The 25158-nt window shown below is 72.9% G+C and carries 23 protein-coding genes, 1 tRNA gene and 1 pseudogene; 13 read left to right on the top strand and 12 right to left on the bottom strand.

What is annotated here, in order from left to right; translation table 11 throughout:
- Window positions 1-121: 121 nt before the first annotated feature.
- Complete coding sequence (locus tag ACSDG8_RS25120) at window positions 122-1855, top strand: ABC-F family ATP-binding cassette domain-containing protein (RefSeq protein WP_307856185.1); 1734 nt, start codon at window positions 122-124, stop codon at window positions 1853-1855.
- Between the two features lie 77 nt (window positions 1856-1932).
- Here the strand turns inward: ACSDG8_RS25120 and ACSDG8_RS25115 are convergent.
- A pseudogene (locus ACSDG8_RS25115) lies at window positions 1933-2140 on the bottom strand (hypothetical protein); the annotation flags it as partial.
- 157 nt (window positions 2141-2297) lie between these two features.
- Between ACSDG8_RS25115 and ACSDG8_RS25110 the strand changes: the two are divergent.
- On the top strand, window positions 2298-2855 hold the full coding sequence (locus ACSDG8_RS25110) for an RDD family protein (protein WP_210899974.1): 558 nt from the start codon (window positions 2298-2300) through the stop codon (window positions 2853-2855).
- Here ACSDG8_RS25110 and ACSDG8_RS25105 read toward each other — a convergent pair.
- A complete protein-coding gene (locus ACSDG8_RS25105) occupies window positions 2775-3602 on the bottom strand; it encodes a GNAT family N-acetyltransferase (RefSeq protein ID WP_210899972.1) in 828 nt (275 codons plus the stop codon). The genes ACSDG8_RS25110 and ACSDG8_RS25105 overlap by 81 nt on opposite strands.
- Window positions 3603-3706: 104 nt before the next feature.
- Between ACSDG8_RS25105 and ACSDG8_RS25100 the strand changes: the two genes are divergently transcribed.
- Complete coding sequence (locus ACSDG8_RS25100; RefSeq protein WP_210899969.1) at window positions 3707-4165, top strand: hypothetical protein; 459 nt, start codon at window positions 3707-3709, stop codon at window positions 4163-4165.
- Between the two features lie 39 nt (window positions 4166-4204).
- Here ACSDG8_RS25100 and ACSDG8_RS25095 read toward each other — a convergent pair whose 3' ends face one another.
- Window positions 4205-4423 carry a hypothetical protein gene (locus ACSDG8_RS25095; protein WP_210899966.1) on the bottom strand — a complete coding sequence of 73 codons (219 nt, stop codon included), beginning with the start codon at window positions 4421-4423 and terminating at the stop codon, window positions 4205-4207.
- Between the two features lie 119 nt (window positions 4424-4542).
- Between ACSDG8_RS25095 and ACSDG8_RS25090 the strand changes: the two genes are divergently transcribed.
- Window positions 4543-4749, top strand: a complete 207-nt coding sequence (locus ACSDG8_RS25090; protein WP_210899963.1) for a hypothetical protein — start codon at window positions 4543-4545, stop codon at window positions 4747-4749.
- Window positions 4750-4805: 56 nt separating this feature from the next.
- On the opposite strand, the gene ACSDG8_RS25085 is transcribed toward ACSDG8_RS25090, so the two are convergent.
- The 5 genes from ACSDG8_RS25085 to ACSDG8_RS25065 all read right to left on the bottom strand — a co-directional run bounded on the left by ACSDG8_RS25085 (window position 4806) and on the right by ACSDG8_RS25065 (window position 9391).
- A tRNA-Val gene (locus ACSDG8_RS25085) sits at window positions 4806-4880 on the bottom strand.
- A gap of 82 nt (window positions 4881-4962) precedes the next feature.
- Window positions 4963-5430 (bottom strand): peroxiredoxin, encoded by a 468-nt coding sequence (locus tag ACSDG8_RS25080; RefSeq protein ID WP_030503648.1) that lies wholly within the window; start codon window positions 5428-5430, stop codon window positions 4963-4965.
- Between the two features lie 8 nt (window positions 5431-5438).
- Window positions 5439-5873, bottom strand: a complete 435-nt coding sequence (locus ACSDG8_RS25075) for a DUF3052 domain-containing protein (RefSeq protein ID WP_013287823.1) — start codon at window positions 5871-5873, stop codon at window positions 5439-5441.
- Window positions 5874-5983: 110 nt separating this feature from the next.
- Window positions 5984-8857 (bottom strand): transketolase C-terminal domain-containing protein, encoded by a 2874-nt coding sequence (locus ACSDG8_RS25070; protein ID WP_439427279.1) that lies wholly within the window; start codon window positions 8855-8857, stop codon window positions 5984-5986.
- Window positions 8858-8908: 51 nt separating this feature from the next.
- Window positions 8909-9391 carry a MarR family winged helix-turn-helix transcriptional regulator gene (locus ACSDG8_RS25065; RefSeq protein WP_210899957.1) on the bottom strand — a complete coding sequence of 161 codons (483 nt, stop codon included), beginning with the start codon at window positions 9389-9391 and terminating at the stop codon, window positions 8909-8911.
- Window positions 9392-9551: 160 nt separating this feature from the next.
- On the opposite strand from ACSDG8_RS25065, the gene ACSDG8_RS25060 reads away from it, so the two are divergent.
- A complete protein-coding gene (locus tag ACSDG8_RS25060; protein WP_210899954.1) occupies window positions 9552-11195 on the top strand; it encodes an alkaline phosphatase D family protein in 1644 nt (547 codons plus the stop codon).
- Window positions 11196-11238: 43 nt separating this feature from the next.
- Here the strand turns inward: ACSDG8_RS25060 and ACSDG8_RS25055 are convergent, their stop codons facing one another.
- Window positions 11239-11643, bottom strand: coding sequence for a secondary thiamine-phosphate synthase enzyme YjbQ (locus ACSDG8_RS25055; RefSeq protein ID WP_199495979.1), 405 nt, complete (start codon window positions 11641-11643; stop codon window positions 11239-11241).
- A 189-nt stretch (window positions 11644-11832) separates the two neighbouring features.
- On the opposite strand from ACSDG8_RS25055, the gene aceE reads away from it, so the two are divergent.
- Window positions 11833-14577, top strand: coding sequence for a pyruvate dehydrogenase (acetyl-transferring), homodimeric type (aceE, locus tag ACSDG8_RS25050; protein WP_210899951.1), 2745 nt, complete (start codon window positions 11833-11835; stop codon window positions 14575-14577).
- Window positions 14578-14712: 135 nt separating this feature from the next.
- Here the strand turns inward: aceE and ACSDG8_RS25045 are convergent, their stop codons facing one another.
- The gene (locus tag ACSDG8_RS25045) at window positions 14713-15159 is read right to left on the bottom strand and encodes an SRPBCC family protein (protein WP_073831293.1); all 447 of its coding nucleotides are present in this window, start codon (window positions 15157-15159) and stop codon (window positions 14713-14715) included.
- Between the two features lie 201 nt (window positions 15160-15360).
- Between ACSDG8_RS25045 and ACSDG8_RS25040 the strand changes: the two genes are divergently transcribed.
- The 3 genes from ACSDG8_RS25040 to gltX all read left to right on the top strand — a co-directional run bounded on the left by ACSDG8_RS25040 (window position 15361) and on the right by gltX (window position 19407).
- On the top strand, window positions 15361-16674 hold the full coding sequence (locus tag ACSDG8_RS25040; protein ID WP_210893602.1) for a GH1 family beta-glucosidase: 1314 nt from the start codon (window positions 15361-15363) through the stop codon (window positions 16672-16674).
- Window positions 16671-17948: an MFS transporter gene (locus tag ACSDG8_RS25035; protein WP_073831291.1), complete on the top strand. Its 1278-nt coding sequence runs from the start codon at window positions 16671-16673 to the stop codon at window positions 17946-17948. Before ACSDG8_RS25040 ends, ACSDG8_RS25035 begins: the two co-directional genes overlap by 4 nt.
- 88 nt (window positions 17949-18036) lie before the next feature.
- Window positions 18037-19407 carry a glutamate--tRNA ligase gene (gltX, locus tag ACSDG8_RS25030; protein WP_247678390.1) on the top strand — a complete coding sequence of 457 codons (1371 nt, stop codon included), beginning with the start codon at window positions 18037-18039 and terminating at the stop codon, window positions 19405-19407.
- A 186-nt stretch (window positions 19408-19593) separates the two neighbouring features.
- Here gltX and ACSDG8_RS25025 read toward each other — a convergent pair whose 3' ends face one another.
- Window positions 19594-20196: a copper resistance CopC family protein gene (locus ACSDG8_RS25025; RefSeq protein WP_210893599.1), complete on the bottom strand. Its 603-nt coding sequence runs from the start codon at window positions 20194-20196 to the stop codon at window positions 19594-19596.
- Between the two features lie 191 nt (window positions 20197-20387).
- On the opposite strand from ACSDG8_RS25025, the gene ACSDG8_RS25020 reads away from it, so the two are divergent.
- Entirely contained in the window at window positions 20388-21056 is a 669-nt protein-coding gene (locus tag ACSDG8_RS25020) for a hypothetical protein (RefSeq protein WP_210893598.1), read from the top strand.
- 59 nt (window positions 21057-21115) lie between these two features.
- On the opposite strand, the gene ACSDG8_RS25015 is transcribed toward ACSDG8_RS25020, so the two are convergent.
- Entirely contained in the window at window positions 21116-21445 is a 330-nt protein-coding gene (locus tag ACSDG8_RS25015; RefSeq protein ID WP_210893597.1) for a hypothetical protein, read from the bottom strand.
- 99 nt (window positions 21446-21544) lie between these two features.
- On the opposite strand from ACSDG8_RS25015, the gene ACSDG8_RS25010 reads away from it, so the two are divergent.
- The 3 genes from ACSDG8_RS25010 to ACSDG8_RS25000 all read left to right on the top strand — a co-directional run bounded on the left by ACSDG8_RS25010 (window position 21545) and on the right by ACSDG8_RS25000 (window position 25078).
- A complete protein-coding gene (locus ACSDG8_RS25010; RefSeq protein WP_307856184.1) occupies window positions 21545-22885 on the top strand; it encodes a PucR family transcriptional regulator in 1341 nt (446 codons plus the stop codon).
- Window positions 22886-22963: 78 nt separating this feature from the next.
- Entirely contained in the window at window positions 22964-24133 is a 1170-nt protein-coding gene (locus tag ACSDG8_RS25005) for an ACP S-malonyltransferase (RefSeq protein WP_210893595.1), read from the top strand.
- Window positions 24134-25078 carry a beta-ketoacyl-ACP synthase III gene (locus ACSDG8_RS25000; RefSeq protein WP_210893594.1) on the top strand — a complete coding sequence of 315 codons (945 nt, stop codon included), beginning with the start codon at window positions 24134-24136 and terminating at the stop codon, window positions 25076-25078.
- Window positions 25079-25158 lie beyond the last annotated feature (80 nt).

Here is a 25158-nt window from a genome sequence, read left to right as displayed (position 1 = left end):
CGCTGACGGCGGCAGGGTGACCGGCTTCTTCTGACGCACCAGCTCTGCTCCGCCGTCCTGGCGTTCCCGCCGGGCGGTGTCCTCGCGCTGCCCGGCTCCACGACGAGCCGAAGAGCGGACTGTGCGCAACCTCGACAACATTCCTTCCTTCCCATCCACCTCGGGCGGTTCGCTGCCCGCCGGGCACCGGGCGCACGTGCGGGCCGACGGCGTCCGCGTCGTACGCGGCGGCCGGGTCGTGCTGTCCGACGTCAGCGTGACCGTCTCCGCCGCATCCCGCCTGGCAGTCGTCGGCGAGAACGGCCGCGGCAAGACCACGCTGCTGCACGTGCTGGCCGGCCTCATCGCGCCCGACCAGGGCGTGGTGGAACGGCTGGGCACGATCGGCGTCGCCCGGCAGAACCTGGAGTCGCGCCACGGCGAGACGGTCGGCACGCTCGTCCGGGAGGCGATCCGGGAGTCCGAACGCGCGCTGCGGGCGCTGGACGAGGCCACGATCGCGCTCACCGAGGGCCGGGCGGGCGCGGACGACGCGTACGCCGCCGCCCTGGACGCGGCGACCCGGCTGGACGCCTGGGACGCGCAGCGGCGCGTCGACGTGGCGCTGGCCGGCCTCGACGCGTGCCCGGACCGGGACCGGGAGCTGGCCACGCTGTCCGTCGGCCAGCGCTACCGGGTGCGCCTGGCATGCCTGCTGGGAGCGCGGGTCGACCTGCTGATGCTGGACGAGCCGACGAACCACCTCGACGCCGACAGCCTGACCTTCCTCACCGCCCGGCTGCGCGACCACCCGGGCGGCGTCGTGCTGGTGACCCACGACCGCGCCCTGCTGCGGGACGTGGCCACGGAGTTCCTGGACCTCGACCCCAGCGCGGACGGGCGCCCGCGCCGCTACGCCGGGGACTACGCCGCCTGGCAGGACGGGCGCCGCCGCGACTTCGCGCACTGGGTACGCGACCACGAGGCGCAGCAGGCCGAACACCAGCGCCTCGCCGACGGGGTACGCGAGGCGCGGGACCGGCTCAGCACCGGCTGGCGTCCGGAGAAGGGACACGGCAAGCACCAGCGCCAGTCCCGCGCGCCCGGACTGGTCCAGGCGCTGCGACGCCGGCAGGAGGCGCTCGACGCGCACCGCGTCACCGTGCCGGAGCCGCCGCAGCCGCTGCGCTGGCCACCGCTGGACACCCGTCCCGGACTGCCGATCCTGCGATGCCACGACGTCACGGTGGCCGGGCGCCTGCGTACCCGGGTCACGCTCACGCTCGACGGCGGGGACCGTCTGCTGGTGACCGGACCCAACGGCGCGGGCAAGTCGACGCTGCTCTCCGTGCTGGCCGGCGACCTCACGCCGTCGACCGGGGAGGTCCGGCAGCTGTCCGGGGCGCGCGTCGCGTACCTCGGTCAGGAGGTGCCCGACTGGCCACCGGCGCTGCTCGCCCACGACCTGTACGAGCAGCACGTGGGCCGGCTCCGCACCGCCGGGCGCGTCACCTCCGGCACGGCCCTGCCGCTGAGCGCCACGAACCTGCTCGACGCCGAGGCCCGGCGTACCCCCGTGGGCCGCATGTCGCACGGACAGCAACGGCGGCTGAACCTGGCGCTGCGCCTGGCCGAACGTCCCGACCTGCTGATCCTCGACGAACCGACGAACCACCTGTCGGCGCCGCTGGTCGACGACCTCACCGCCGCCCTGCTGACGACCAGGGCCGCGGTGGTCGTCGCCACCCACGACCGGCAGATGCTCCACGACCTCGCGGCCTGGCCCACGCTGCCACTCGCCGACGCCCGGGAGGATCTTCCCTCCCGCGATGCCCGGCCGTCCGGTCACACAGGGTCATACCTGCCGGAAGATTGATGCTCCGAAGCGATATGACTGAGAGGCATATTTATGCCTCTCAGTCATATCCATCTCAGTCTCAGCAGTCACCGCTCCTCCCGGGTCCACCCGACGAAGCGGCGGTGCAGTGCGCCAGCAGGTGCCCAGGGCATGTCCTCGGAGGCCTGCACGAGGTAGGCGCCGAGATACAGAGCCAGCGACGCTGGCGTACTCCGCCCTCAGCTCCCGCCTGCGTATGGGGCACGGCCACGGCAGGTCGCCGCCACAGCTCCAGACCGGCATGACCGGGCCGTGAGTGGTCACCGCACGCCCTCCAGGAACCGCGCGGTGATCCCGTTCTGCCACCCCGCGCCGAACGCGAGTAGTCCTGGCACTGACTACTCTGCACTCGGAATGCGGCACGGCACGGCGTCCGGATCCAGCGAAACCGCCGCTGCCCACGACACAACAGGAGAGCGCTGTGACAGTCCGCGCGACGGGCCGGCCACTGACCCGACTGGAAGCCACCCGGGCGCACGCGGAGCGCGTGCTCGGCGCCCGGAAGGCGAAGCGGATCGCGGCGTTCGACAGCGGCGCCCTGTACGTCCGGGCCGGCACCGGGGCGCAGGCCATGGCCTGGCTCATCGACTTCACGGTGTTCCTGTTCGGTGTCGGCGCGGGCTTCGTCGCTCTGTCCCTGGTGGACCGTGAGGTCACCCTCTCCGACAACCTCGTCTCCGGAGTCGGCCTGTCGTTGCTCGTGGTGGTGCCGCTGCTCTACGGCCTCTGCTACGGCAACGGCCGGGCGCTCGGCGCGCTGCTCACCGGCACCCAACTCGTACGGACCAGGGACGGCGGCCGGATCGGCCTGAAGGCGTGCTGGGCCATGCTGGTCCGGACGCTGTTGATGCCGGTGCTGGTCGTCGTGCTGGTGGTGACCGCGTTCAGCACCGGATCCTCAGACGCGCCCGGTTCGCTCGTGCGGACCAGCATCGACCGCGACGCCACCCGGCGGCTCCACGACGCGGGCATCCGCTGACCCGTCCCGCGGCCACGCCGCGAGGGCGGACGCCGCCAGCCTGATGCTCACCTGGGCTCCAAGTTCCTGGAAGCCGAGCCGGCGAGCGAGCCGTCGTGGGGGCTCGGGGCGTGCGCGCCACTGCGGCAGCAGTCGGTTCGCAAGCGCCTCCGCGACCGCGGCGGACGCCACCGCACGGGCCAGTCCGCGGCCCCGGAAGTGGGCGCTGGTCAGCACGCAGAGATGAGCGACCGCGTGTGGCCAGTTGTGGTATCCCGCCGCCGCTACGACTCGTACGCCGTCCCGGACGACGAACACGGGTGAGGTGATCTCACCGATCCCGCTCTCCCCGAGGTCGTCCGCGGAGACGTCTGCGGCCAGCCGATCGAGGTCCGGGTGCCCCGGCGACAAGCGGGCCACCTCGGCGGTCGCCGTCGCCGGCCGGAACTCACGCTCGTCGAGGTACGCCAGCGAGGCGGGACCGAGCACGTCCACCACGGCGTGCTCCCCGTCCCACCGCCCGTCCTCGACGGCCGACCGGAGTGGCCGTCCCGCGAGCGATTCGCGCAGGAACCGGGCGGTGGCATTGTCCGGTCCGGTGGCGATCCCCGAGCTTCCCAACACGACGATGCCGGCCCAGGCCGGCGGGCACAGCCGCGACCCGGCGGAGACAACCACCCGGACGCCGTCCGCCGGGAAGCTGGTGGCGACACCGGCGAGGCCGACCCAGAGGTCCTGGGCGCGGTGCGACGCATCCGATCGAACCATCGACGCATTGTCCCCCGCGGCTCCGCGACGCGGACACCCGCTGACCCGTCGCGCAGCCGCGCGCGGGGCGGACACCACTCCCGCGTACGCCTAGCCTCTCGGGGATGGAGCGACTGCGCGACCTTGCCGTCCGGCTGGCGATGGACGAGCCGGTCGGCGACGACCTGGCGATGGCGGCCGCGCACGCTCTGGCCCGAGGTGTCGACTCGCCGAGCCTGCGGGAGCTCGCCGGTCTGTCGAAGGGCCAGTCCCGGGAAGCCGTCGACCTGTTCCGGCAGACGATGGAGGAACTCGGCTCGCCGGTCCCGGATGAGAGCGGCGCCCGGCTGCACCTCATGCGTGTGGCAGCGGCGAGCATCGTCGCCGGAGAGGGCGATCCCGAGGACCTGGCGCACGAGATCTACTGGCAGTCGTCCCACTTCCTCTCGCCCGAACTGCGCGAGGTGGGCTACCGCTTCCTGCTCCTGTACGCCGAATGCGACGCAGCGCCTGACCGGACGGAGAGGGCGGCGGCGGCCATGAAGGAAGCCGCACAGTCTTTCCTGCACGATCATCCCGCCTGACCAGCCCCTGCTCGCACGGTCGCCGTCGTGAGGCGAAGCTCAGAGGGCAAACGGCTGGTACGCGAGGGCCTCCGCCACCACCTCCTCATCGGTCAACTCGGGCTGCGCGAAGAACATCAGGGTGATGACGTGCGGGCAGCGCAGGATCCGCTCCAGCTCATCGAGCTTCGCCCCCGTCTCCTCGTCAGGAATGGTGGGGTCGCGCAGTTCTCGGACGAGGACCAACGCTCTGCCTCGCGTCGCGTCGTCCAGTGCCACAGCCCGGAGGGTACGGCTCCGGCCCGATCTACGGCAGCTCGTTCACGTCAAGGCGCCCTCAAACCAGGCTTGACCGGCTGCGCACACTGAGGGCAGGCATCTCATCCAGGGAGGTCGAAATGCGCTGGCTCATCCTTCTGCTCATCATCGCGGCGGCCGTGGCCGCGGTCGCACTGTGGCGCCGTAGCCGGCAGACACCAGTCGACGGCGGCCAGGTGCGTGACCTCCAAGCATCCGCCGAGGCCCGCCGCAGGCTCGACGACCACCGGAACCGGACGGACGGCGGCAACACCGGCAGTGGCGGCGTCGGCGGCTGGAGCGCCTGATCTCACGGCAGGTCAGCTCAACGGGCGACTCTCCTGCTGTCACCGCGCTCATCTGATGGTGGGCGCGGCAGGTTTCGAACCTGCGACCCCTCGCTTGTAAGGCGAGTGCTCTCCCACTGAGCTACGCGCCCGGAACGCCCGTACGGCGGGCCGGAGCGGCCAGCTTACCTGCCCGCCTCCGGCCCGGTCGAACGACGTACCTGGGTGTGGGACTCAGGCGGCGACGGCCTCGGCCAGCGCCTTGCGCCAGCCCTGCTGATCGCGCGCCTCGCCGGGCATGTTCATCTCCGCGAAGCGAACCACGCCGGCCTTGTCGATGACGAAGGTGCCCCGGTTGGCGATGCCCGCGACGTCGTTGAAGACGCCGTACGCCTGGGCCACCGCGCCGTGCGGCCAGAAGTCGGCGAGCAGCGGGAACTGGAAGCCCTCCTGCTCGGCCCAGATCTTGTGGGCGTACACGGAGTCGACGCTGACGGTCAGCACCTGGACGTCGTCGTTGGCGTACTCGTCGAGGTTGTCCCGCACCTCGGACAGCTCGCCCTGGCAGACGCCGGTGAAGGCGAGCGGGTAGAAGACGAGCAGCACGGTCTTGCGGCCGCGGAAGTCGGCGAGCCGTACCTCCTGGTTGTTCTGGTCCTTGAGCAGGAAGTCGGGCGCTTCGGCGCCAACCTCGACGGGCATGTGCGCTCCTACTTCTTGCTCTTCGAGCCGCGCCGCATGACGAGGCGGGCGCCGCTCCAGTCGCGGCCGGCGTTGATGGTGGAGGTCTGCTGGAGCCCGGCGGTCTGCGCGCTCTCCGCGACCTCGCTCGGCTCGACGTGGCCGTCGCGGCCGGCCTTTGGGGTCAGGAGCCAGACCACGCCGTTGTCGGCGAGCGGCCCGAGGGCGTCCACGAGGAGTTCGAAGAGGTCACCGTCGCCGTCTCGGTGCCAGACCAGAACCGCGTCGACCACCTCGTCGGTGTCCTCGTCGACGAGTTCCCCACAGCGGTCGGTCAGGGCGTCCCGGAGATCGGTGTCGACGTCGTCGTCGTAGCCCATCTCCATGACGACCATGCCCGGCTCGATACCGAACCGGTCCGCCAGGCTGCGTACCCCGTCGGCCTGACCAGCGGTCGCGCTCACTGTCGCGTGCCTCCTCATCTATCCCTGCTCGTGGCGTCGGGTGACACCGTCGGGCCCAGTCCACACAGTTGCGGCTCGCCGCGCAAGTGGCGCACCGGGTGGAACGGAATTTACCGTGCCAGCAGCGTACGGGCACCCTGGGTGATGGCTTCCTCGGAGACCAGAACCTGACGAGCGGCCGGACCTAATGGTACAAACGAGTCAAGTCCGGCCACACGGCGCGCGGCGCCGACGTACCCGGTGTCGACGAGCGCGGACACCACGCCCTCGCCCACCCCGCCGGAGCGTCGCGTCTCGTCCACCACCAGCACCCGGCCGGTCGCCGAGGCCTCCCGGATGATGTCGGCCACCGGCAGCGGGGCCAGCCAGCGCAGATCCACCACCCGGCTGCCCACGCCCTCCGCGGCGAGGGTGGCCGCCGCGCGCAGCGACATCCGCACCCCGCTACCGAAGGTGATGATGGTGAGGTCCTCGGCCGGGCCGATCCCGTAGACGCGGGCCCGCCCGATCGGCACGTGCCGGTCCGCCCAGGCGCCCGGCTCGGCGTACTCGGCCGTCCACTCGCCGTCGCCGTCGGCGTGGAGGTCGCGGGCGTGGTAGAGCGCGGCCGGCTCCAGGAAGACGCAGACGCTGCCGTCCACCCGGGCCGCCGCCAGGCACGTACGCAGCATCGGCGCGGCGTCGTCCGGCCGCGCCGGCACGGCGACCACGAGCCCCGGTACGTCCCGCAGCACCGCCACCGAGTTGTCGTTGCGCGCGTGGCCGCCGAGCCCGTCCTCGCCCGCCAGGGCGGCCACCCGCACCACCATCGGGTTGCGGAACGCGCCCCGGGAGAAGAACCGCATGGTGGCCGCCTCGCCGCGGAGCTGGTCCTCGGCGCTGTGCAGATAAGCCAGGTACTGGATCTCCGGCACCGGCAGCATCCCGGCCAGGCCGGCGCCCAGCCCGAGCCCGAGGATCGAGGTCTCGTCCCGTGGCGTGTCGAACACCCGGGCCGCCCCGAACCGGTCCCGCAGCCCCTCGGTCACCCCGTGCGCCCCGCCGCCGGCGGCCACGTCCCGGCCGAACACCGCCATCCCCGGGTGGTCGAGCATGCCGTCGGCGAGCGCCGCGTTGATGCTCTGCGCCAGCGTCAGCGGCCCGGTCAGCTCCGGCGGTTTGCCGCCGAACGCCTCCGCCCGCGCCCCGGCGCCCGGCCCGGCCGCCCGCTGCGCCGCCTCGGCCACCGCCCGGGACACCCGGACCGGCCGGCGTGGCGCCAGCTCCCGCACGACGTCGACAGCGGACGCCAGTTTTGGCTCGTCCAGCACTTCCTCGGCGATGCGGCGCAGCTGCCAGCCCCGCTCGTCGTACCGGCTGAGCAGCTCCTCGCCCCCGGCGTACCCGGAGGTGACAAGCAGCCGCGCGGTGGCCAGCAGCGGGTCGCGGGCCGCGTCGCCCTCCCCCATCAGCCGGACCGCGCCCAGGTGCAGCACGGCGGGCCGGCGATGCCGGCGCACCCAGACCGCCGCCTCCGCCGCCACCTGGTAGCTCTCGGCCACGTCCGTGCCGTCGGCCGCGAAGTAGCGGATGCCGGGCCGGGACCGCAGCGTCGTCGCCACCCACCCGTCGGCGGAGCGGCCGCTGTCCTCGCACACGAACAGCACCGGGATACGCAGGCCGGTGTGGTCGTACCAGCCGGCGGTGTTGAGCGCGGCGGTGACGGTGGCGTGGTTGACCGAGGCGTCGCCGAAGGAGCAGACCACCACGGAGTCCGCAGGCCAGGCCGCCGCCTCCGGCTCGCCGTCCGCGGGCCGGGCACCCCGGCGCAGTCGCTCCAGCGCCAGCCCCAGGCCGACCGCGCGGGGCAGGTGCGAGCCGGCGCTCGCGGGGGTCGGCACGACCGCGAGGTCGGCGCGGCCGAAGAGCTTCTGCCGGCCACCGGCGGCCGGTTCCTCGGCGGACGCGACAATGCCGCGCAGCACGTCGCGCGCCGCCGCCGCGAACGCGTCGTCGGGCGAAGGCTGCGGCAGATCGGGTACGCCGACAGTCGCGTCACCGTCCGCGTCCACCACGATCGACGCTCCCACCGGAAGGCTGCCCGCCTCACCCGACCGGTCGGCAGCGTCCCCCGCCCCCGACCGTTCGAGATCTTGGTACGAAACGGCCCCCATAGGGGCACTTTCCTTCCAAGATCTCTCCGGCTCCTGAACAGTGGAACGCTGGTCCTGGAAAGTGGGATCGATGCGGGGATCCCGGCCGGCGCCGCGCTGAGTGGGCAGGTCACGCGATTCGTGCGCGGCGTCCGACAGAGCCCGGGCGGCCGACGGGTCCGGGATCGCAGCCGATGGGGCGGGGGCGATTTGCTGCGCGGAAGATGCGGCCGGCTCGTCGGGCGAGACGACGCTTGAGGCGCGGGAAGCGGAACCAGGCGAGGCATCGACGACGGCGCTGGAACCTGCACCGGACGGGCCGTCGGCCGCGGCGCGGGGATCAGCACCGGGCGAGGCGTCGGCCGAGGCGCGAGGAGCAGGGCCGGGCGGCCCGTGGACGGCGGCGCGAGAAGCGGCACCGGGCGAGCTGTCGACGGCGTCGTCGGGGGCGGCCTCCGGGTCGGAGGTCGGCGGGGCAGGTGGTGGCGGGGCGGCGGGGAAGGCGCCGGCGGCCTGGGCGGCGCGCAGGCAGTAGAACGCCCCGGAGCGGTGGTGCAGCAGCGCGGGGTCGGTCGGCCGCAGCGCGGCGGCCACCGCGGCGTTGCCCTCGTGGCCCGCCGACTCGATCGTGTGGTACCCCTCACCGAAGCCGTGCAGCCACTGCCCGGCCAGGTCGAGCAGCCGGCTGGTCAGTTGCGCGTCGAACAGGGCCAGCGCCTGCGCCCCGGTCAGCGGCCCGCCGTCGGGCAGTGGCTCGCGCAGGTCGCGCCGCTGGTCGGGAGCCCCGAGCGCGGCCAGTTCGGCCCGGAGCCGGTCGTCGAGATCGTGCGGGGTGGTCACGTCGGACAGCATTACCGACTCGGGCCTGCCGCGCCCAGTCGGACACGTTCCGCCCGGCGTGGCTCAGACCTCGCCGCACTCCTCCGGGCAGCCGCCGTCGGAGACCTTGAAGACGAGTTCACGTAGTGCGGCCAGTTCGGCGGTGCTCAGGTCGTTGAGCAGTCGGGAGTCCGACATGACCTGCCCGACCCGCTCGCGGACCTCCCGGCCGCGCCCGGTGACCACCAGCGTCTTCTGCCGCCGGTCGGCCGGGTCGGTGCGTCGTTCCACCAGCCCGGCCCGTTCCAGCCGGTCGGCCAGGCCGGTGACGTTCGACCTGTCGCAGCCGAGCTGCTCGGCGAGGTCGCGGGCCGGCAGCGGGCGGTCCGGGTCCAGTTCGTGCAGCGCGCGGGCGGCCGCGGGGGTGAGCCCCAGCCCGGCGAGCGCCTCGTCCTGGTGGTGGCGCAGCGCGGCGGCGACGTGCAGGATCCGGCGCACGGTGTCTCCGGCCAGGCTCGGCCGGTCGCCGGGGCCGGGCTGATCAGCGGAGACAGTGGAGTGTGCCATCGGCCAATTCTACGTGACTGGTCAATAATTGATGTACTCCACTATCTGCGCGGCCGCTGTTCGGCGGAAGGTGCCGTCCGGTCGCCCGCCGGCCACCTGGCGGCCATCGACGTCCGTGAGGCTGCCCGGAGTCGACGAACCGGACTCCGGGGAGGAAATCGTGGCACTGTCCCGACGTACCATCCTGCTCAGCGGCGCGGCGCTCGGCGCCGCCGGCGCGGCAACCGGCCTGCCGCTCGCGGCCGCCGCGTCGCCGGGCCCGCTGCGACGCGACCCGTTCACGCTCGGCGTGGCCTCCGGCGACCCGGACCACGACGGCTTCGTGCTCTGGACCCGGCTGGCACCGGAGCCGCTGGCCGAGGACGGCATGGGCGGCATGCCGTCGCGGGTCGTGCCGGTGTCCTGGGAGGTGGCCGCGGACGAGCGCTTCCGGCACGTGGTGCGCCGCGGCGTGGCCCTGGCGCGGCCGGAGTCGGCGCACAGCGTGCACGTCGAGCTGGGCGGCCTGCTGCCCGGGCGGGAGTACTTCTACCGGTTCCGGGCCGAGCGCTGGCTGTCCCCGGCCGGGCGGACCCGCACCGCCCCGGCGCCGTGGACGATGCCGTCCGCGCTCGCGATGGGCTTCGCCTCCTGCTCGCAGTACGAGCACGGCTACTTCACCGCGTACCGGCGCCTCGCCGAGACCGAGCCGGAACTGATCCTGCACCTCGGCGACTACCAGTACGAGTACGCGCCGGACACGTACAACGTGCCCGGCGGCAACCCGCGCGACCACGAGGGCCCGGAGACCCGGACGCTGGCGAACTACCGGCAGCGGCACGCCCAGTACAAGACCGACGCCGACCTTCAGGCCGCGCACGCAGTCGCGCCCTGGGTGGTGGTCTTCGACGACCACGAGGTGGAGAACAACTGGGCCGACGAGGTGCCGGAGGCGCCCGACCCGGACTTCCTCGCCCGGCGCGCGGCGGCGTTCCAGGCGTACTACGAGAACATGCCGCTGCGCCGCACCTCGATCCCGCGCGGCATCGACATGCAGCTCTACCGGCGGGTGCGCTGGGGGCGGCTGGCCACGTTCCACATGCTCGACACCCGGCAGTACCGGGACGACCAGGCGTGCGGCGACGGCTACAAGGGCTGCGACGCGGCGTCCGACCCGGCCCGCTCGATCACCGGCGCCGCGCAGGAGGCGTGGCTGCTGGACGGCTTCCGCCGCTCCGAGGCCCGTTGGGACCTGCTCGGCCAGCAGGTCTTCTTCGCCCAGCGGGACAACAACTCCGGCCCGCTCACGGTGACGAGCATGGACGCCTGGGACGGGTACGTCGCCTCCCGCGACCGGATCACCCGGGGCTGGATGGCCGCCGGGGTGCGCAACCCGGTGGTGCTCACCGGCGACGTGCACGCGCACTGGGCCAGCGACCTGAAGCTGGACTACGCGGACCCGACCTCGCGCACCGTCGGCAGCGAGCTGGTCTGCTCGTCGATCACCTCGACCGGGGACGGCGCGGACTCGCCGACCGGCTCGCACCCGTGGCTGGCGTTCAACCCGCACCTGCGCTTCCAGAACAACCTTCGGGGGTACGTGCGCACCACGATCACCCCGACCGAGCTGACCGCGAACTTCGACGTGCTGCCGTACGTGAGCCGGCCGGACGCGCCCGCGTACACCCGGGCCCGGTTCGTGATCGAGGACCGCGTACCCGGGTTGAACCTGACGTACGACCGGCCGCCGGCCGCGGCGCGGACCGTCGCCCCCGGCGTCGACCAGGGCCGGCAGACGGTGGAGGCGGAGACGGTCCGGCCGTGACCGGCAGTGGCCGGGCCGGGCGCGACGAGCCCGGCCCGGCCGCTCAGCCGGGCAGGAACGAGAAGCGCACCTGCCGGTCGGGGTTGTCGCCGTTGGTGTCGACCAGGCAGATCGACTGCCAGGTGCCGAGTTGGATCCGCCCGTCGAGCACCGGCAGCGTGGCGTACGGCGGGACGAACGCCGGCAGCACGTGGTCGCGGCCGTGCCCGGGCGAGCCGTGCCGGTGCCGCCACCTGTCGTCGGTGGGAAGCAGGTCGTCGAGCGCCCGCAGCAGGTCGTCGTCGGAGCCGGCGCCGGTCTCGATGATCGCCAGCCCGGCCGTGGCGTGCGGGACGAAGACGTGCAGCAGGCCGTCGCCGGCGCCGGCGACGAATCGTTCGGCCTCGCTCGTGATGTCCCGGACGGTCGGCCGGGAGCCGGTCCGGACGGTGATCACCTCACTGCGCATACGGCGCATTCTGCCGCAGTGCCCGGTTCCCCGCCGCGCCCGCCGATAGCGCATCCGGTGATCGCGCAAAGTTACTGATGGGTACCTGTGTTCAGCGTCGCGTCTGAGGGTGGGAGAGGTGACGACACGCGCCACCAGGGGGCAGGATGGCGCTAGAGACCTATCCCACACGAAACCGAGGGAACGCCTGTGGCTACGGAACGCAAGCGCCCGGTGATCACCGCTGGTCTGCCGAGCCAGCTTCCGGACATCGACCCTGAAGAGACCAGCGAATGGGTCGAGTCGCTCGACGGTGTCATCGACGAGCGCGGGACAAAACGAGCCCGGTACGTCATGCTGCGCCTGCTGGAGCGGGCCCGCGAGCGGCAGGTCGGGGTGCCGTCCCTGACCACCACCGACTACATCAACACGATCCCGCCGGAGCGCGAACCGTGGTTCCCGGGTGACGAGCACGTCGAGCGGCGGCTGCGGGCGTACATCCGGTGGAACGCCGCCATGCTGGTGCACCGGGCGCAGCGCCCGGAGATCGGCGTCGGTGGCCACATCTCCACGTTCGCCAGCTCCGCGTCCCTCTACGAGGTGGGCTTCAACCACTTCTTCCGGGGCAAGAACCACCCGGGCGGCGGCGACCAGATCTACTACCAGGGCCACGCCTCCCCCGGCATGTACGCGCGGGCGTTCCTGGAGGGGCGGCTCAGCGAGTCCCAGCTCGACGGCTTCCGGCAGGAGCTGTCGCACCCCGGTGGCGGGCTGCCGTCGTACCCGCACCCGCGGCTGATGCCGGACTTCTGGGAGTTCCCGACCGTCTCCATGGGTCTCGGGCCGCTGAACGCGATCTACCAGGCGCGGTTCAACCGCTACCTGCAGCACCGGGGCATCAAGGACACCTCCCAGCAGCACGTCTGGGCGTTCCTCGGCGACGGTGAGATGGACGAGGTCGAGTCGCTCGGCGCGATCGGCGTGGCCGCCCGCGAGGAGCTGGACAACCTCACCTTCGTGATCAACTGCAACCTCCAGCGCCTGGACGGACCGGTCCGCGGCAACGGCAAGGTCATGCAGGAGCTGGAGGCGTTCTTCCGGGGCGCCGGCTGGAACGTCATCAAGGTCGTCTGGGGCCGGGAGTGGGATCCGCTGCTCGCCGCGGACACCGACGGCGCGCTGGTCAACCTGATGAACACCACGCCCGACGGCGACTACCAGACCTACAAGGCGGAGTCCGGGGCGTACGTGCGGGAGCACTTCTTCGGCCGCGACCCGCGGACCCGCAAGATGGTCGAGCACCTGTCCGACGACGAGATCTGGAACCTCAAGCGGGGTGGCCACGACTACCGCAAGCTCTACGCGGCCTACAAGGCGGCGATGGAGCACACCGGCCAGCCGACGGTGATCCTCGCCAAGACGATCAAGGGCTGGACGCTCGGCTCGCACTTCGAGGGCCGCAACGCCACGCACCAGATGAAGAAGCTGACGCTGGAGGACCTGAAGCTCTTCCGCGACCGCCTCTACCTGGACATCCCGGACAAGCAGCTGGAGGAGAACCCGTACCTCCCGCCGTACTACACCCCGGGCGAGAAGTCGGACGAGATCACCTACCTGAAGGACCGGCGCCAGCAGCTCGGCGGCTACCTGCCCACGCGCAGCACCGCGCGCAAGACGCTGGCCATCCCGGGCAGCGAGCGGTTCGCCGACGTCAAGCGCGGGTCGGGCAAGCAGAAGGTGGCCACCACGATGGCCTTCGTCCGCCTGCTCAAGGACATCATGAAGGACAAGGAGTTCGGCAAGCGCTGGGTGCCGATCATCCCGGACGAGGCTCGTACGTTCGGCATGGACTCGCTCTTCCCGACCCAGAAGATCTACTCGCCGCACGGCCAGCGCTACACCGCTGTGGACCGGGACCTGTTCCTGTCCTACAAGGAGTCGACCACCGGCCAGATCCTGCACGAGGGGATCAACGAGGCCGGGTCGGTGGCCTCGTTCACCGCCGCCGGCACGGCGTACGCCACGCACGGCGAGCCGATGATCCCGCTGTACATCTTCTACTCGATGTTCGGCTTCCAGCGCACCGGCGACGGGTTCTGGGCGGCGGCGGACCAGATGGCGCGGGGCTTCGTGCTCGGCGCGACCGCCGGCCGGACCACGCTCAACGGTGAGGGCCTCCAGCACGAGGACGGCCACTCGCTGCTGCTCGCCGCCACCAACCCGGCGGTGGTCTCCTACGACGCGGCGTTCGCCTTCGAGCTGGCGCACATCGTGGAGAGCGGCCTGCACCGGATGTACGGCGAGGCGCAGGAGAACATCTTCTACTACCTCACCATCTACAACGAGCCGATCTTCCAGCCGGCCGAGCCGGAGGGTGTGGACGTCGAGGGCATCGTCAAGGGCATCCACCGCTACTCCCCCGCGCCACAGGTCGGCGACGACGCGCCGAAGGCGAACATCCTCGCCTCCGGCACCGGCATGCAGTGGGCGCTCAAGGCCCAGCAGCTGCTCGCCGAGGACTGGGGCGTCTCCGCCGACGTGTGGTCGGTGACCTCCTGGACCGAGCTGCGCCGCGACGCGGTGGAGTGCGAGGAGCACAACCTGCTCAACCCGGGCGAGGAGCCGCGGGTGCCGTACATCGCGCGGAAGCTGGCCGACGCCGACGGGCCGAAGGTCGCGGTCAGCGACTGGATGCGCGCGGTGCCGGACCTGATCGCCCGCTGGGTACCCGGCGACTACACCTCGCTCGGCACCGACGGCTTCGGCATGTCGGACACCCGGCACGCGCTGCGCCGCCACTTCCACGTGGACGCGGAGTCGGTGGCGGTGGCCACGCTGCGCCAGCTGGCGCTGCGCGGCGTGGTGCCGGCCCACGTGCCGGCCGACGCGGCCCGCAAGTACGCGCTGGACGACGTGAACGCCGCCCCGGTCGGTGAGACCGGCGGCGACAGCTGAAAGGAAGGGCCCCTTCTTAACGCCTCCGGCATAGAAGGGGCCCCTTCTTAACACCCTCGGGTAGAACGACGGCCCGGCGTCCCTGGCGGGAACGCCGGGCCGTCACCATCGCGGGCGACGCCGGGACGGGCTCGGTCAGCCGACGGCGGCCAGGTCGGTCAGCCGGGCCAGCGAGTCCTCCAGGTCGGCGCCGACCCGGCGCAGGCCGAGCCGGAGCAGGGCCGCCTTGACGGGTCCGGCGGGCCACCGCACGACGATCAGCCGTACGACGGTGCCGCCGGCTTCCTCGTCCGGGGTCAGCTGGACGTAGATCTCGGTGCGCGCCTCGGCCCGGGCGCCGGCGCCCTTCGCGCGTTCGCGCCAGCCGATCAGGGTCGGTTCCTGGAAGGCGATCACCTCGGCCTCGTGCGCGGCGCCGCGTCCGGCCTGGACCAGCTGCCGCCGCCCGAATCCCTCCCCGGACAGGACCTCGGCCGCGCGGACTCCCGCCAGCCAGGCCGGCAGCTGCTCGGCGCGCTGCACGACGTCCCAGACCACTTCCACCGGCGCCGCCACGTGTGCGCTGCGTTCCACGAGGATCATGAGTAATTTTCCCCCACTTAAATCACATCCGCGATATTCGGCACTCTATGTGTAAATCGGACTTAAGTGGACGGGTTCGGAAAAGACACGCCGAACCCCCTTGCATCAAGCAGTCATCCCGGCCTATGGCGCGGCGGTCCACCGAGCCCTAGAGTCGCGAGCACGCTTCATGTCTTGGAGGGTGCCTTGACGACCGCGCCGATGCCCGAGTTCCCCGCCGGCTTCCGCTGGGGGGTCTCCACCTCCGCGTACCAGATCGAGGGCGCGACCACTGCCGACGGTCGCGGTCCGTCCATCTGGGACACGTTCGCGCACGAGCCGGGCCGGGTCACCGACGCCAGCAGCGGCGACCGGGCGTGCGACCACTTCCACAGGTACGCCGAGGACACCGCGCTGCTGGCCGGGCTGGGCGTGTCCGCGTACCGGTTCTCGATCGCCTGGCCCCGGATCCAGCCCGACGGGACGGGCCCGGCCAACGCCGCCGGGCTGGACTTCTACGACCGGCTGGTGGACGGCCTGCTCGCCGCCGGCGTCGACCCGGTCGCCACGCTGTTCCACTGGGACCTGCCGCAGCCGCTGGAGGACGCCGGCGGCTGGCTGAACCGCGACACCGCGGCCCGCTTCGCCGAGTACGCCGACCTGGCCGCAGGCCGCCTCGGCGACCGGGTGAAGCTCTGGATCACGCTCAACGAGCCGTTCATCCACATGAGCATGGGCTACGGCATGGGCGTGCACGCCCCCGGCCGGATGCTGCTGTTCGACGCCTTCCCGGTGGCCCACCACCAGCTCCTCGGGCACGGTCTCGCGGTCTCCGCGCTGCGCTCCCGCACCACGTCCCCGGTGGCGATCGCCAACAACTACTCCCCGGTGCGGGTCGCCGGCGACACCGACGCGGACCGGGCCGCCGCGGCGGCGTACGACGCGCTGCACAACCTGCTGTTCACCGATCCGCTGCTCGGGCGCGGCTACCCGGACGCGCCGGGCGTCGACCCGGCGGTGATCCGCGACGGCGACCTGGACGTGCTGGCCGCCCCGATCGACGTGCTCGGGGTCAACTACTACAACCCGACCGGCATCCGCGCGCCCGAGGCGGACTCGCCGCTGCCGTTCGACATCGTGCCGCTGGACGGCTACCCGCGTACCGCGTTCGACTGGCCGGTGGCCCCGGACGGCCTGCGGGACCTGCTGCTCCAGCTGCACCGGCGGTACGGCGACGCGCTGCCGCCGATCCAGGTCACCGAGAGCGGCTGCGCGTACGACGACGCGCCGGATGCCGACGGCCGGGTGCACGACCCCGAGCGGATCGCGTACCTGGACGGGCACGTCCGCGCGGTGCGCGAGGCGATGGCCGCCGGCGTGCCGGTGACCGGGTACTTCGTCTGGTCACTGCTGGACAACTGGGAGTGGGCCGAGGGCTTCACCAAGCGATTCGGCCTGGTGCACGTCGACTTCGAAACGCAGCGGCGGACGCCGAAGTCGTCGTACACCTGGTTTCGGGACCTGGTGCGGCGATGACCACTGTGAACCCGACGCCGGCGTCGCTGCCGGCGGCGCTCGCGGAACCGACGGTGCCGGTACGGCGGAGCTGGATCGCGCTGATTTTCGCGGCCAACCTGGGCGTCTGGATGGCGTTCTTCACCCCGATCCAGGTGCTGCTGCCGCAGCAGGTGGAACGCATCGCGCCGGCCGACAAGGAGGCCATGCTGGCGGTGGTCACCGGCATCGGCGCGCTCGCCGCGGTGCTGGCGAACCCGCTGGCCGGGGCCCTGTCCGACCGCACCTCGCTGCGGCTGGCCAACCGCCACTTCGGCCGCCGGCACGTCTGGACCGCGCTCGGCGCGGTGATCGGCGCGCTCGCGCTGGTGCTGCTGGCCCGGCAGAACACGATCGCCGGGGTGGCGGTGGCCTGGGTCGCCGCGCAGGTCTGCTTCAACGCCATGCTGGCCAGCCTCACCGCGGCGATCCCGGACCGGGTGCCGGTGGCGCAGCGCGGCGGCGTGTCCGGCTGGGTGGGCATCCCGCAGGCGCTGGGCCTGGTGCTGGGCGCGGTGCTGGTGACGGCCGTGGTGACCGGCAACGCCGCCGGGTACGCCGCGATCGCGCTCGCCGTGCTGCTGCTGTCGCTGCCGTTCGCGCTGCTGACCCAGGACGACCACCTGCCCCGGGAGCACCGTTCGCCGCTGCGGCTGCGCTCGCTGTTCTCCTCGATGTGGATCAGCCCGCGCCGCCACCCCGACTTCGCCTGGGCGTGGTTCACCCGGTTCCTGGTGCAGACCGGCAACGCGCTGGGCACGCTCTACCTGCTCTACTTCCTCACCGACGGGGTACGGGTCGCCGACCCCGAGGGCTCGCTGCTGATCCTGATCCTGCTCTACACGGTCGGGATGATGCTGACCGCCGTGGTCGCCGGGCGCATGTCCGACCGCTCCGGCCGGCGCAAGGTCTTCGTGATCGCCTCCGGGCTGATCATGGCGGTGGCGGCGCTGCTGCTCGCGGTGGCGCCGACCTGGCCGATGGCGATGGTGGCGGCGCTGCTGCTCGGCGCGGGCTACGGCGTCTACCTGGCGGTGGACGCCGCGCTGATCACGCAGGTGTTGCCCGCCGCCACGGACCGGGCCAAGGACCTCGGCGTGATCAACATCGCCAACTCGGCGCCGCAGGTGCTCGGCCCGGCGCTGTCCGCGCCGATCGTGGTGCACCTCGGCGGCTACCCCACCCTGTACGCGGTCACCGCTGTGGTCACCGTGCTCGGCAGCGCCCTGGTGGTGAAGATCAAGTCGGTGCCCTGACCCGGCCCCCTGCCGGAAACCCGTCGCGGTCCGCCGTAGGCTGGGGGACGTGACGGTACGTGTACGCTTCGCCCCCTCCCCGACCGGTATGTTCCACGTCGGCGGCGCCCGCTCGGCGCTGCAGAACTGGATCTTCGCCAAGCAGCAGGGCGGGGTGTTCGTGCTGCGCATCGAGGACACCGACGCGGCCCGCAACAAGCCCGAGTGGACCGAGGGCATCCTGTCCGCGCTGGAGTGGATCGGCATCGCCCGGGGCAGCTACGAGGGCCCGTACTTCCAGTCCTCGTACGCCGGTGAGCACCGGGCCGCCGCGCAGCGGCTGTACGAGGGCGGCCGGGCCTACTACTGCGACTGCACCCGCGAGGACGTGCAGGCGCGTACCGGCCCGCAGCAGCGCGGCTACGACGGTTTCTGCCGCGACCGGGGCCTGGAGCCGGGCGAGGGCCGGGCGCTGCGCTTCCGTACGCCCGACGAGGGCGAGACGGTGGTGGTCGACCTGGTGCGCGGCGAGCCGACGTTCGAGAACAAGCTGATCGAGGACTTCGTCATCGCGCGCGGCGACGGCTCCCCGGTGTTCCTGCTGGCGAACGTGGTCGACGACATGTCGATGGGGATCACCCACGTGATCCGGGCCGAGGAGCACCTGCCGAACACCCCGAAGCAGCAGCTCCTCTGGGACGCGCTCGGCGTCAAGCCGCCGATCTGGGCGCACGTGCCGGTGGTGGTGAACGAGAAGCGGCAGAAGCTGTCCAAGCGGCGGGACAAGGTCGCGCTGGAGGCGTACCGGGACGAGGGCTACCTCGCCGACGCGATGCGCAACTACCTGATGCTGCTGGGCTGGGCGCCGTCGGGCGACCGGGAGATCGTGCCCTGGTCGGTGATCGAGCAGGACTTCCGGCTGGACGAGGTCAACCCGTCCCCGGCGTTCTTCGACGAGAAGAAGCTGCGCGCCTTCAACGGCGACTACATCCGGGCGCTGCCGGTGGAGGACTTCGTCGCCGCCTGCCAGCCGTGGCTCACCGGCACCGGGACCATCGCCCCGCCGCCGTGGCAGCCGGAGGAGTTCGACCCGGCCGCGTTCGCGGCGGTGGCCCCGCTGGCGCAGACCCGGATCGCGGTGCTCAGCGAGATCGTGCCGAACGTCGACTTCCTCTTCCTGGCCGATCCGCTGATCGACGAGGCGGCGTGGGCGAAGGCGATGAAGGAGGGCGCGGCCGACCTGCTGGACGCGGCGATCGCCGCGTTCGAGGCGCTGGAGTCCTGGGACGCCGAGTCGCTCAAGGCCACGCTGGAGGCGGTCGGCGCGGAGCGCGGGCTGAAGCTGGGCAAGGCACAGGCACCGGTACGCGTCGCCGTCACCGGCCGCACCGTCGGGCTGCCGCTGTTCGAGTCGCTGGAGGTGCTCGGCCGCGACCGTACGCTGACCCGGCTGCGCGCCGCCCGCGTACGCCTGGTCTGAGCGGCAGGTCCGGCGCCGGTCGCCCCGGCGGTCCGGGCGTGTCGTGGCCGGGAAACGGTACCCGTGTTGAGCGATATGCCTCTGAGTCATAACTATGACTCAGAGGCATATCGGTTTTCGGCGATCGTTTTGCCGGCCGCGTCACGCGGAGTTACCCGCGAGCCTGCTCGCCCTGACCGGCCGGCGTCAGCGGCGGCCGGCCCGGCGGCGCAGCAGCAGCCCGCCACCGAGCGCGGCGAGCACCACCACCGCGCCGGCCGCCCACAGCCAGCCCGTACCCCCGTCGTCGTCCGCCTCGGCGGCGGCCGGGGTCGGGCTCGCCGGGGACGGCGCGGCGCTGGTGGGCGCGGCGGTCGGTGCGGCGCTGGTGGGCGGCGCGGTCGCCGACGGCGACTCGGCCGGGGTGCCGGTGGTGAGGGTGAACCGGATCTCCCCCTTGACCGGGTGGCCGTCGTCGGACGCCAGCCGGTAGGTGACGATGTAGAGCCCGGCCGCGCCCGGCCGGAACGGCACGATCACCCGCTTGCCGTTGAAGGTCGGCGCGCCGCCGGTCGCGGCCACGTTGTCCGGTCCGGTGACTGTCACCTCGGTCGTGGCCTCCTTCGGCGTGGCCAGGAACCGCAGCTCGATCCGCTGCGGCGCGGCGGCCAGCCGGGCCCCGTCGCGCGGGTCGCTGCCGGTCAGCGAGTTGTGCGCGGCGGCCGGCGCGGCCGGCAGCAATGACACCGCCGCCGCCACCCCGAGCACCACCAGCCAGGTACGCGCCACACGAGCGACCCTGCCCCCCATGGTTCCCTCCGTCCGGGTAAGATCCGGCCGAAGATCATCGGCCGCTCATTGGTCGGTCTCAGCTCGCAAATAGTTCCAAATACTCTTCCACCTGCTGCAACCAAGCGCCGTTCTGCGGAGTCTTTGTGGTGGACACCGGTCCAGTGTGACTGCAGCGGAAGCCAGCCATCGAACGGGGCGAGGAGGCGGCGATGATCCGGAAGGTGAGACGGCTGCTGATCGCCGTGACCGGGACCATGGCGGCCCTCGCGTGCACACTGGCCCTGACCGGCACGGCGGCGGCCCAGGCCGCCCCGAAACCCAAGCCCGCGCCCGCGCCGACCGGCGTCGACATCACCGGCGACAAGCTCGACGAGCCGCTGCGGCTGCGCACGGACAGCCGGTCGGCCGAGGTCCACCTGGTGATCGACCAGATCAAGTGGCTGGGCACGACCGGCCAGCTGCGCGGCCCGGCCGCCGCGGACCTCGGTCCGAAGTACACGGTGGTGGTGCACGTCGCCGCCGGTCCGCAGCGCACCTACGACCTCTTCCCCCTGGCCAAGGGCGGCCCGCGCGTCTACCGGCCGGCGAAGCAGCCGGACAGGAGCAACCCCCGCGCGGGCTGGTTCTTCGGGCGGCTCAACATGCCCGAGACGCTGCGCTCGGTAGGGGTGCCGCTGCCGGCGCAGTTCGACACGCTCGCCGGTGGCATCGGCGGCGGCGAGCGGGTGCTGCCGGAAGAGGCGCTCGACCCGGTGGGCGATCTCGACACCGCCCTCGGCGAACTGCAGCGGCTGCTGCTGCTCAACGTGGGCGTCGTGCTGGTCATCACCGCCGGGCTCGCCGGCATCGCGCTGCTGGTACGCCGCCGCACCCGCTGAACCCGGCCGCGACCAGGCCCTGCACCCGCCCGGCCGGCGTCAGCGCCGGCGGCCCCGCGTCAGCACCAGCGGCGCGGCGGGCGCTCCCGGCGGACCACCCGGTTGCGCGGGCGTACCGCGCCGTGGCGGTGGGCACCCGCCCAGCCCGCCAGATCGCTGCGGCAGCCCTGCTCCGGCGACGGCTCGTCCGCGAGATGCGCCGGCTCGGCGGCCCGCTGACGGGGCACCACCGGCTCGTCCTCGGCGCGCTCCGCGGCCCGGCCGACGGTCTGCTCGCCCTGGTGGTGCAGGCACGGCCGACGCGGGTGCGTGGCCGTGACCGGCTGGTCGTGGCCACGCCGGCACGGTTCGCCCTGGGCGCAACCGTGCTCGGCCTCCCCCTGCGCCATCCCGGCCTCCTCACCGTCGCCCTCGCGCGCCCGCCGGAACACCCGGGCGCGCCCTGACACCGTACTGGCCCGCCCGGACAAGATCGCCAGCGCGTACCGGTGGAGATCGTCACGCCACGACGACGCCACCACCTCGGAGTGGAACCGCTGCTCAGCGCGTGTCAGGCTGGTGCGGTGAGCGAACCGGGCGGCACGGAGACGTCGGCGACGCTGCGCCGCATCGAACGGGCGGCGGGCAGCCTGGCCACCGCCAGCGTGGCCCGGATGGACGAGACGCTGCCCTGGTTCCGCGGCCTGCCCGCCGACCAGCGCTCCTGGGTCATGCTCGTGGCCCAGGCCGGCGTACGGTCACTGGTGCAGTGGCTGCGCCAGGGCGGCGGCGCGACCGACCGCACCCAGGAGGTGTCGGACGAGGTCTTCGCCGCCGCGCCGCAGGCGCTGGCCCGCTCGATCAGCCTCCAGCAGACCGTTGCGCTGATCAAGGTGACCATCGACGTGGTCGAGGAGCAGGTGTCGGACCTGGCCGTACCGGGCGAGGAGCAGTCGCTGCGGGAGGCGGTGCTGCGCTTCTCCCGGGAGATCGCGTTCGCCGCCGCGCGGGTCTACGCCCGGGCCGCCGAGAGCCGCGGCTCCTGGGACGCCCGGTTGCAGGCGCTGCTCGTCGACGCGTTGCTGCGCGGCGACTCCCCCGACGTGCTGGCCAGCCGGGCCGCCGCGCTGGGCTGGACGGACGCGCCGCCGGTCGCGGTGGCGGTGGGCCGCTCCCCGGGCGGCGAGGTGGCCGCCGTGCTGCACACCGTCTATCGGCAGGCCCGGCGGATCGGCGTCGAGGTGATCGGCGGCGTGCACGGCGACCGCCTGGTCATCGTGCTGGGCGGGGCCGCCGACCCGGTGGCGGCCACGGAGAAGCTGCGTACCGCCTTCGGTGAGGGGCCGGTGGTGGTCGGCCCGGCGGTGCCCAGCCTGGACGAGGCCACCGAGTCGGCGCGGGCCGCGCTGGCCGGGTTCCGGGCCGCGCCGGCCTGGCCGACCGCGCCGTGCCCGGTCGCCGCCGACGAACTGCTCCCGGAGCGGGCGCTGGCCGGCGACACCGAGGCCCGCCGCCGGTTGCGCCACGACGTGTACGCGGCACTCGCCCGCTCCGGCGGTGAGCTGCTGGAGACGCTCGACGCGTTCTTCGCCGCCGGCGGCACGCTGGAGAGCGCCGCCCGGGCGCTGTTCGTGCACCCGAACACCGTGCGGTACCGCCTGAAGCGGATCGCCGAGGTGACCGCGTTCTCGCCGCTCGCCCCGCGCGACGCCTTCGCGCTGCAGGTGGCGCTGACCGTCGGTAGGCTCGACCCGGTGGTACCGGCAGTCGCACCGGTCCCGAGCCAGACAGGAAGCCCAGCGGGGCGGAAATCGTCCCAGAGTAGCGATGATCGTCGCCGATCTTTGTAGGTTTCCTCTAAAGGTTCTAGTGCGGTTTCGTGCCGTGCGTTACAGCGTGACCCGCGAGTATCCGTCAGAGTCGTACACGTGCTCGCCGTACTCTCTCCGGGACAGGGTTCGCAGAAGCCCGGCTTCCTCGCCCCATGGCTCGACCTCGACGGTGTCGAGGCGCGCCTGCGCTGGTGGTCGGCCCTGGCCGGGGTGGACCTGATCCACCTGGGCACCCGGGCCGACGCGGACGAGATCAAGGACACCGCCCGCACCCAGCCGCTGCTCGTCGCCGCCGCGCTGCTCGCCGCCGAGCACCTGCCGATGCACGACGTCGCGCTGGTCGCCGGGCACAGCGTCGGTGAGCTGGGCGCCGCCGCCCTGGCCGGGGTGCTGCCCGCCGAGGCCGCCGTAACGCTCGCCGGCGTACGCGGACGCGAGATGGCCGCTGCCTGCGCGCTGGAGCCGACCGGGATGGCCGCCGTGCTCGGCGGTGACCCGGACGAGGTGCTCGCCGCGCTGGCGGCCCACGGGCTACACCCGGCCAACCGCAACGGCGCCGGTCAGATCGTCGCCGCCGGCGCTGTCGACGGGCTGGACAAGCTCGCCGCCGAACCGCCGGCCCGCACCCGGGTCATCCGGCTCCAGGTGGCCGGCGCGTTCCACACGCCGTACATGGCGCCTGCCGAGGCCGCGCTGGCCGGCGTCGCCGCCGGTGTCACCGCCTCCGCCCCGGCCCGGATCCTGCTGTCCAACCTCGACGGCGCGCCCGTCGGGCACGGCCCGGAGACGGTGCAGCGGCTGGTCCGGCAGGTCACCGCCCCGGTCCGCTGGGACCTGTGCATGCGCACGCTGGCCGACCTCGGGGTCACCGGCGTGATCGAACTGCCGCCGGCCGGCACCCTGGCCGGGCTGGTCAAGCGGGAACTCAAGGGCGAGGGCGCACCGGAGATCGTCACCCTGAACACCCCCGCCGACCTGCCCGCCGCGCGGCGGCTGATCGCCCGGCACGCCGGTCCGGCCGCCCGCCCGCCCGCGCCGTGGTTCCGGATGGTGGTCTCCCCCGCCGCCGGTCGCCTCGCCCGGGCGGCCGAGGCGACTGTGGGCACCGAGGTACGCGCCGGCCAGGTCCTCGGCCACGTCGCCGGACCGCAGGGGCCGGTCGAGGTGACCGCGCACGACAACGGGCTGCTCACCGAGTGGCTCGCGCACCACGACGACCCGGTCGCCCCGGGCCAGCCCCTCGTCCGCATCGGAGGAACGCACTAAATGGCCGGCAGCCGGATCGTCGCGATGGGGCACTATCAGCCCTCCCGCGTCGTCACGAACGACGAGATCGCGCAGATGGTCGACACCAGCGACGAATGGATCCGGGACCGGGTCGGCATCGTCTCGCGGCGGATCGCCGGCGACGAGACGGTGGCCGACATGGCCACCGCCGCCGCCGGCAAGGCGCTCGCCAACTCCGGCCTCACCGCCGCCGACATCGACCTGGTGGTGGTGGCCACCTGCTCGTCCGTGGACCGCAGCCCCAACGTGGCCTGCCGGGTCGCGGCGAAGCTCGGCATCAACGCGCCGGGGGCGTACGACCTCAACACCGCCTGCTCCGGCTTCGCGTACGGGCTGGGCACCGTGGACCACGCGATCCGGGCCGGCGCGTCACGCAACGCGATCGTGGTCGGCGCGGAGAAGCTCTCCGACTTCACCGACTGGACCGACCGCTCGACCTGCATCATCTTCGCCGACGGCGCGGGCGCCGCGGTGGTCACCGCGACCGCCGACGACGAGCCGGCCGGGATCGGGCCGGTGGTCTGGGGTTCCGCCCCGGAGAAGAGCGACGCGGTACGCATCGAGGGCTGGCAGCCGTACATCGCGCAGGAGGGGCAGTCGGTGTTCCGCTGGGCCACCACGGCGATCGCCCCGCTCGCGCTGCAGGCCTGCGAGCGGGCCGGGGTGGACCCGTCGGAGCTGGCCGCGTTCGTGCCGCACCAGGCCAACGTCCGGATCATCGACGGCATCGCCAAGCGGCTGAACATCCCGGACGCGATCATCGCCAAGGACATCGTCGAGTCCGGCAACACGTCGGCGGCGAGCATCCCGCTGGCCCTGTCGAAGCTGGTCGAGCGGCGCGAGGTGCCCTCGGGCGCCCCGGTGCTGCTGTTCGGCTTCGGCGGCGGCCTGACCTACGCCGGTCAGGTCGTGCGCTGCCCCTGAGACCCCCTCGGGCGCGAACGCGCCGAGGCGCGTGGCCGGCGACGCCGGTCACCGGTAACCCCCGATGAGAGGAACCAACC

The organism is Micromonospora sp. LA-10, from assembly GCF_051853095.1.
Taxonomy (GTDB): domain Bacteria; phylum Actinomycetota; class Actinomycetes; order Mycobacteriales; family Micromonosporaceae; genus Micromonospora; species Micromonospora echinospora_A.
The sequence above is the reverse complement of the archived record's forward strand: the minus strand, read 5'-3'. Positions and strand labels throughout refer to the sequence as shown.

Excerpts from the sequence above, each read along its gene's own strand:
- ACSDG8_RS25055 (WP_199495979.1), bottom strand. The coding sequence starts at position 11,643 with ATGCGCAGTGAGGTGATCACCGTCCGGACCGGCTCCCGGCCGACCGTC.
- ACSDG8_RS25100 (WP_210899969.1), top strand. The coding sequence starts at position 3,707 with ATGGAGCGACTGCGCGACCTTGCCGTCCGGCTGGCGATGGACGAGCCG.
- ACSDG8_RS25105 (WP_210899972.1), bottom strand. The coding sequence starts at position 3,602 with ATGGTTCGATCGGATGCGTCGCACCGCGCCCAGGACCTCTGGGTCGGC.
- ACSDG8_RS25020 (WP_210893598.1), top strand. The coding sequence starts at position 20,388 with ATGATCCGGAAGGTGAGACGGCTGCTGATCGCCGTGACCGGGACCATG.
- ACSDG8_RS25080 (WP_030503648.1), bottom strand. The coding sequence starts at position 5,430 with ATGCCCGTCGAGGTTGGCGCCGAAGCGCCCGACTTCCTGCTCAAGGAC.
- ACSDG8_RS25015 (WP_210893597.1), bottom strand. The coding sequence starts at position 21,445 with ATGGCGCAGGGGGAGGCCGAGCACGGTTGCGCCCAGGGCGAACCGTGC.
- ACSDG8_RS25035 (WP_073831291.1), top strand. The coding sequence starts at position 16,671 with ATGACCACTGTGAACCCGACGCCGGCGTCGCTGCCGGCGGCGCTCGCG.
- ACSDG8_RS25025 (WP_210893599.1), bottom strand. The coding sequence starts at position 20,196 with ATGGGGGGCAGGGTCGCTCGTGTGGCGCGTACCTGGCTGGTGGTGCTC.
- ACSDG8_RS25040 (WP_210893602.1), top strand. The coding sequence starts at position 15,361 with ATGCCCGAGTTCCCCGCCGGCTTCCGCTGGGGGGTCTCCACCTCCGCG.
- gltX (WP_247678390.1), top strand. The coding sequence starts at position 18,037 with ATGTTCCACGTCGGCGGCGCCCGCTCGGCGCTGCAGAACTGGATCTTC.
- ACSDG8_RS25000 (WP_210893594.1), top strand. The coding sequence starts at position 24,134 with ATGGCCGGCAGCCGGATCGTCGCGATGGGGCACTATCAGCCCTCCCGC.
- ACSDG8_RS25065 (WP_210899957.1), bottom strand. The coding sequence starts at position 9,391 with ATGGCACACTCCACTGTCTCCGCTGATCAGCCCGGCCCCGGCGACCGG.
- ACSDG8_RS25090 (WP_210899963.1), top strand. The coding sequence starts at position 4,543 with ATGCGCTGGCTCATCCTTCTGCTCATCATCGCGGCGGCCGTGGCCGCG.
- ACSDG8_RS25070 (WP_439427279.1), bottom strand. The coding sequence starts at position 8,857 with ATGCTGTCCGACGTGACCACCCCGCACGATCTCGACGACCGGCTCCGG.
- ACSDG8_RS25045 (WP_073831293.1), bottom strand. The coding sequence starts at position 15,159 with ATGATCCTCGTGGAACGCAGCGCACACGTGGCGGCGCCGGTGGAAGTG.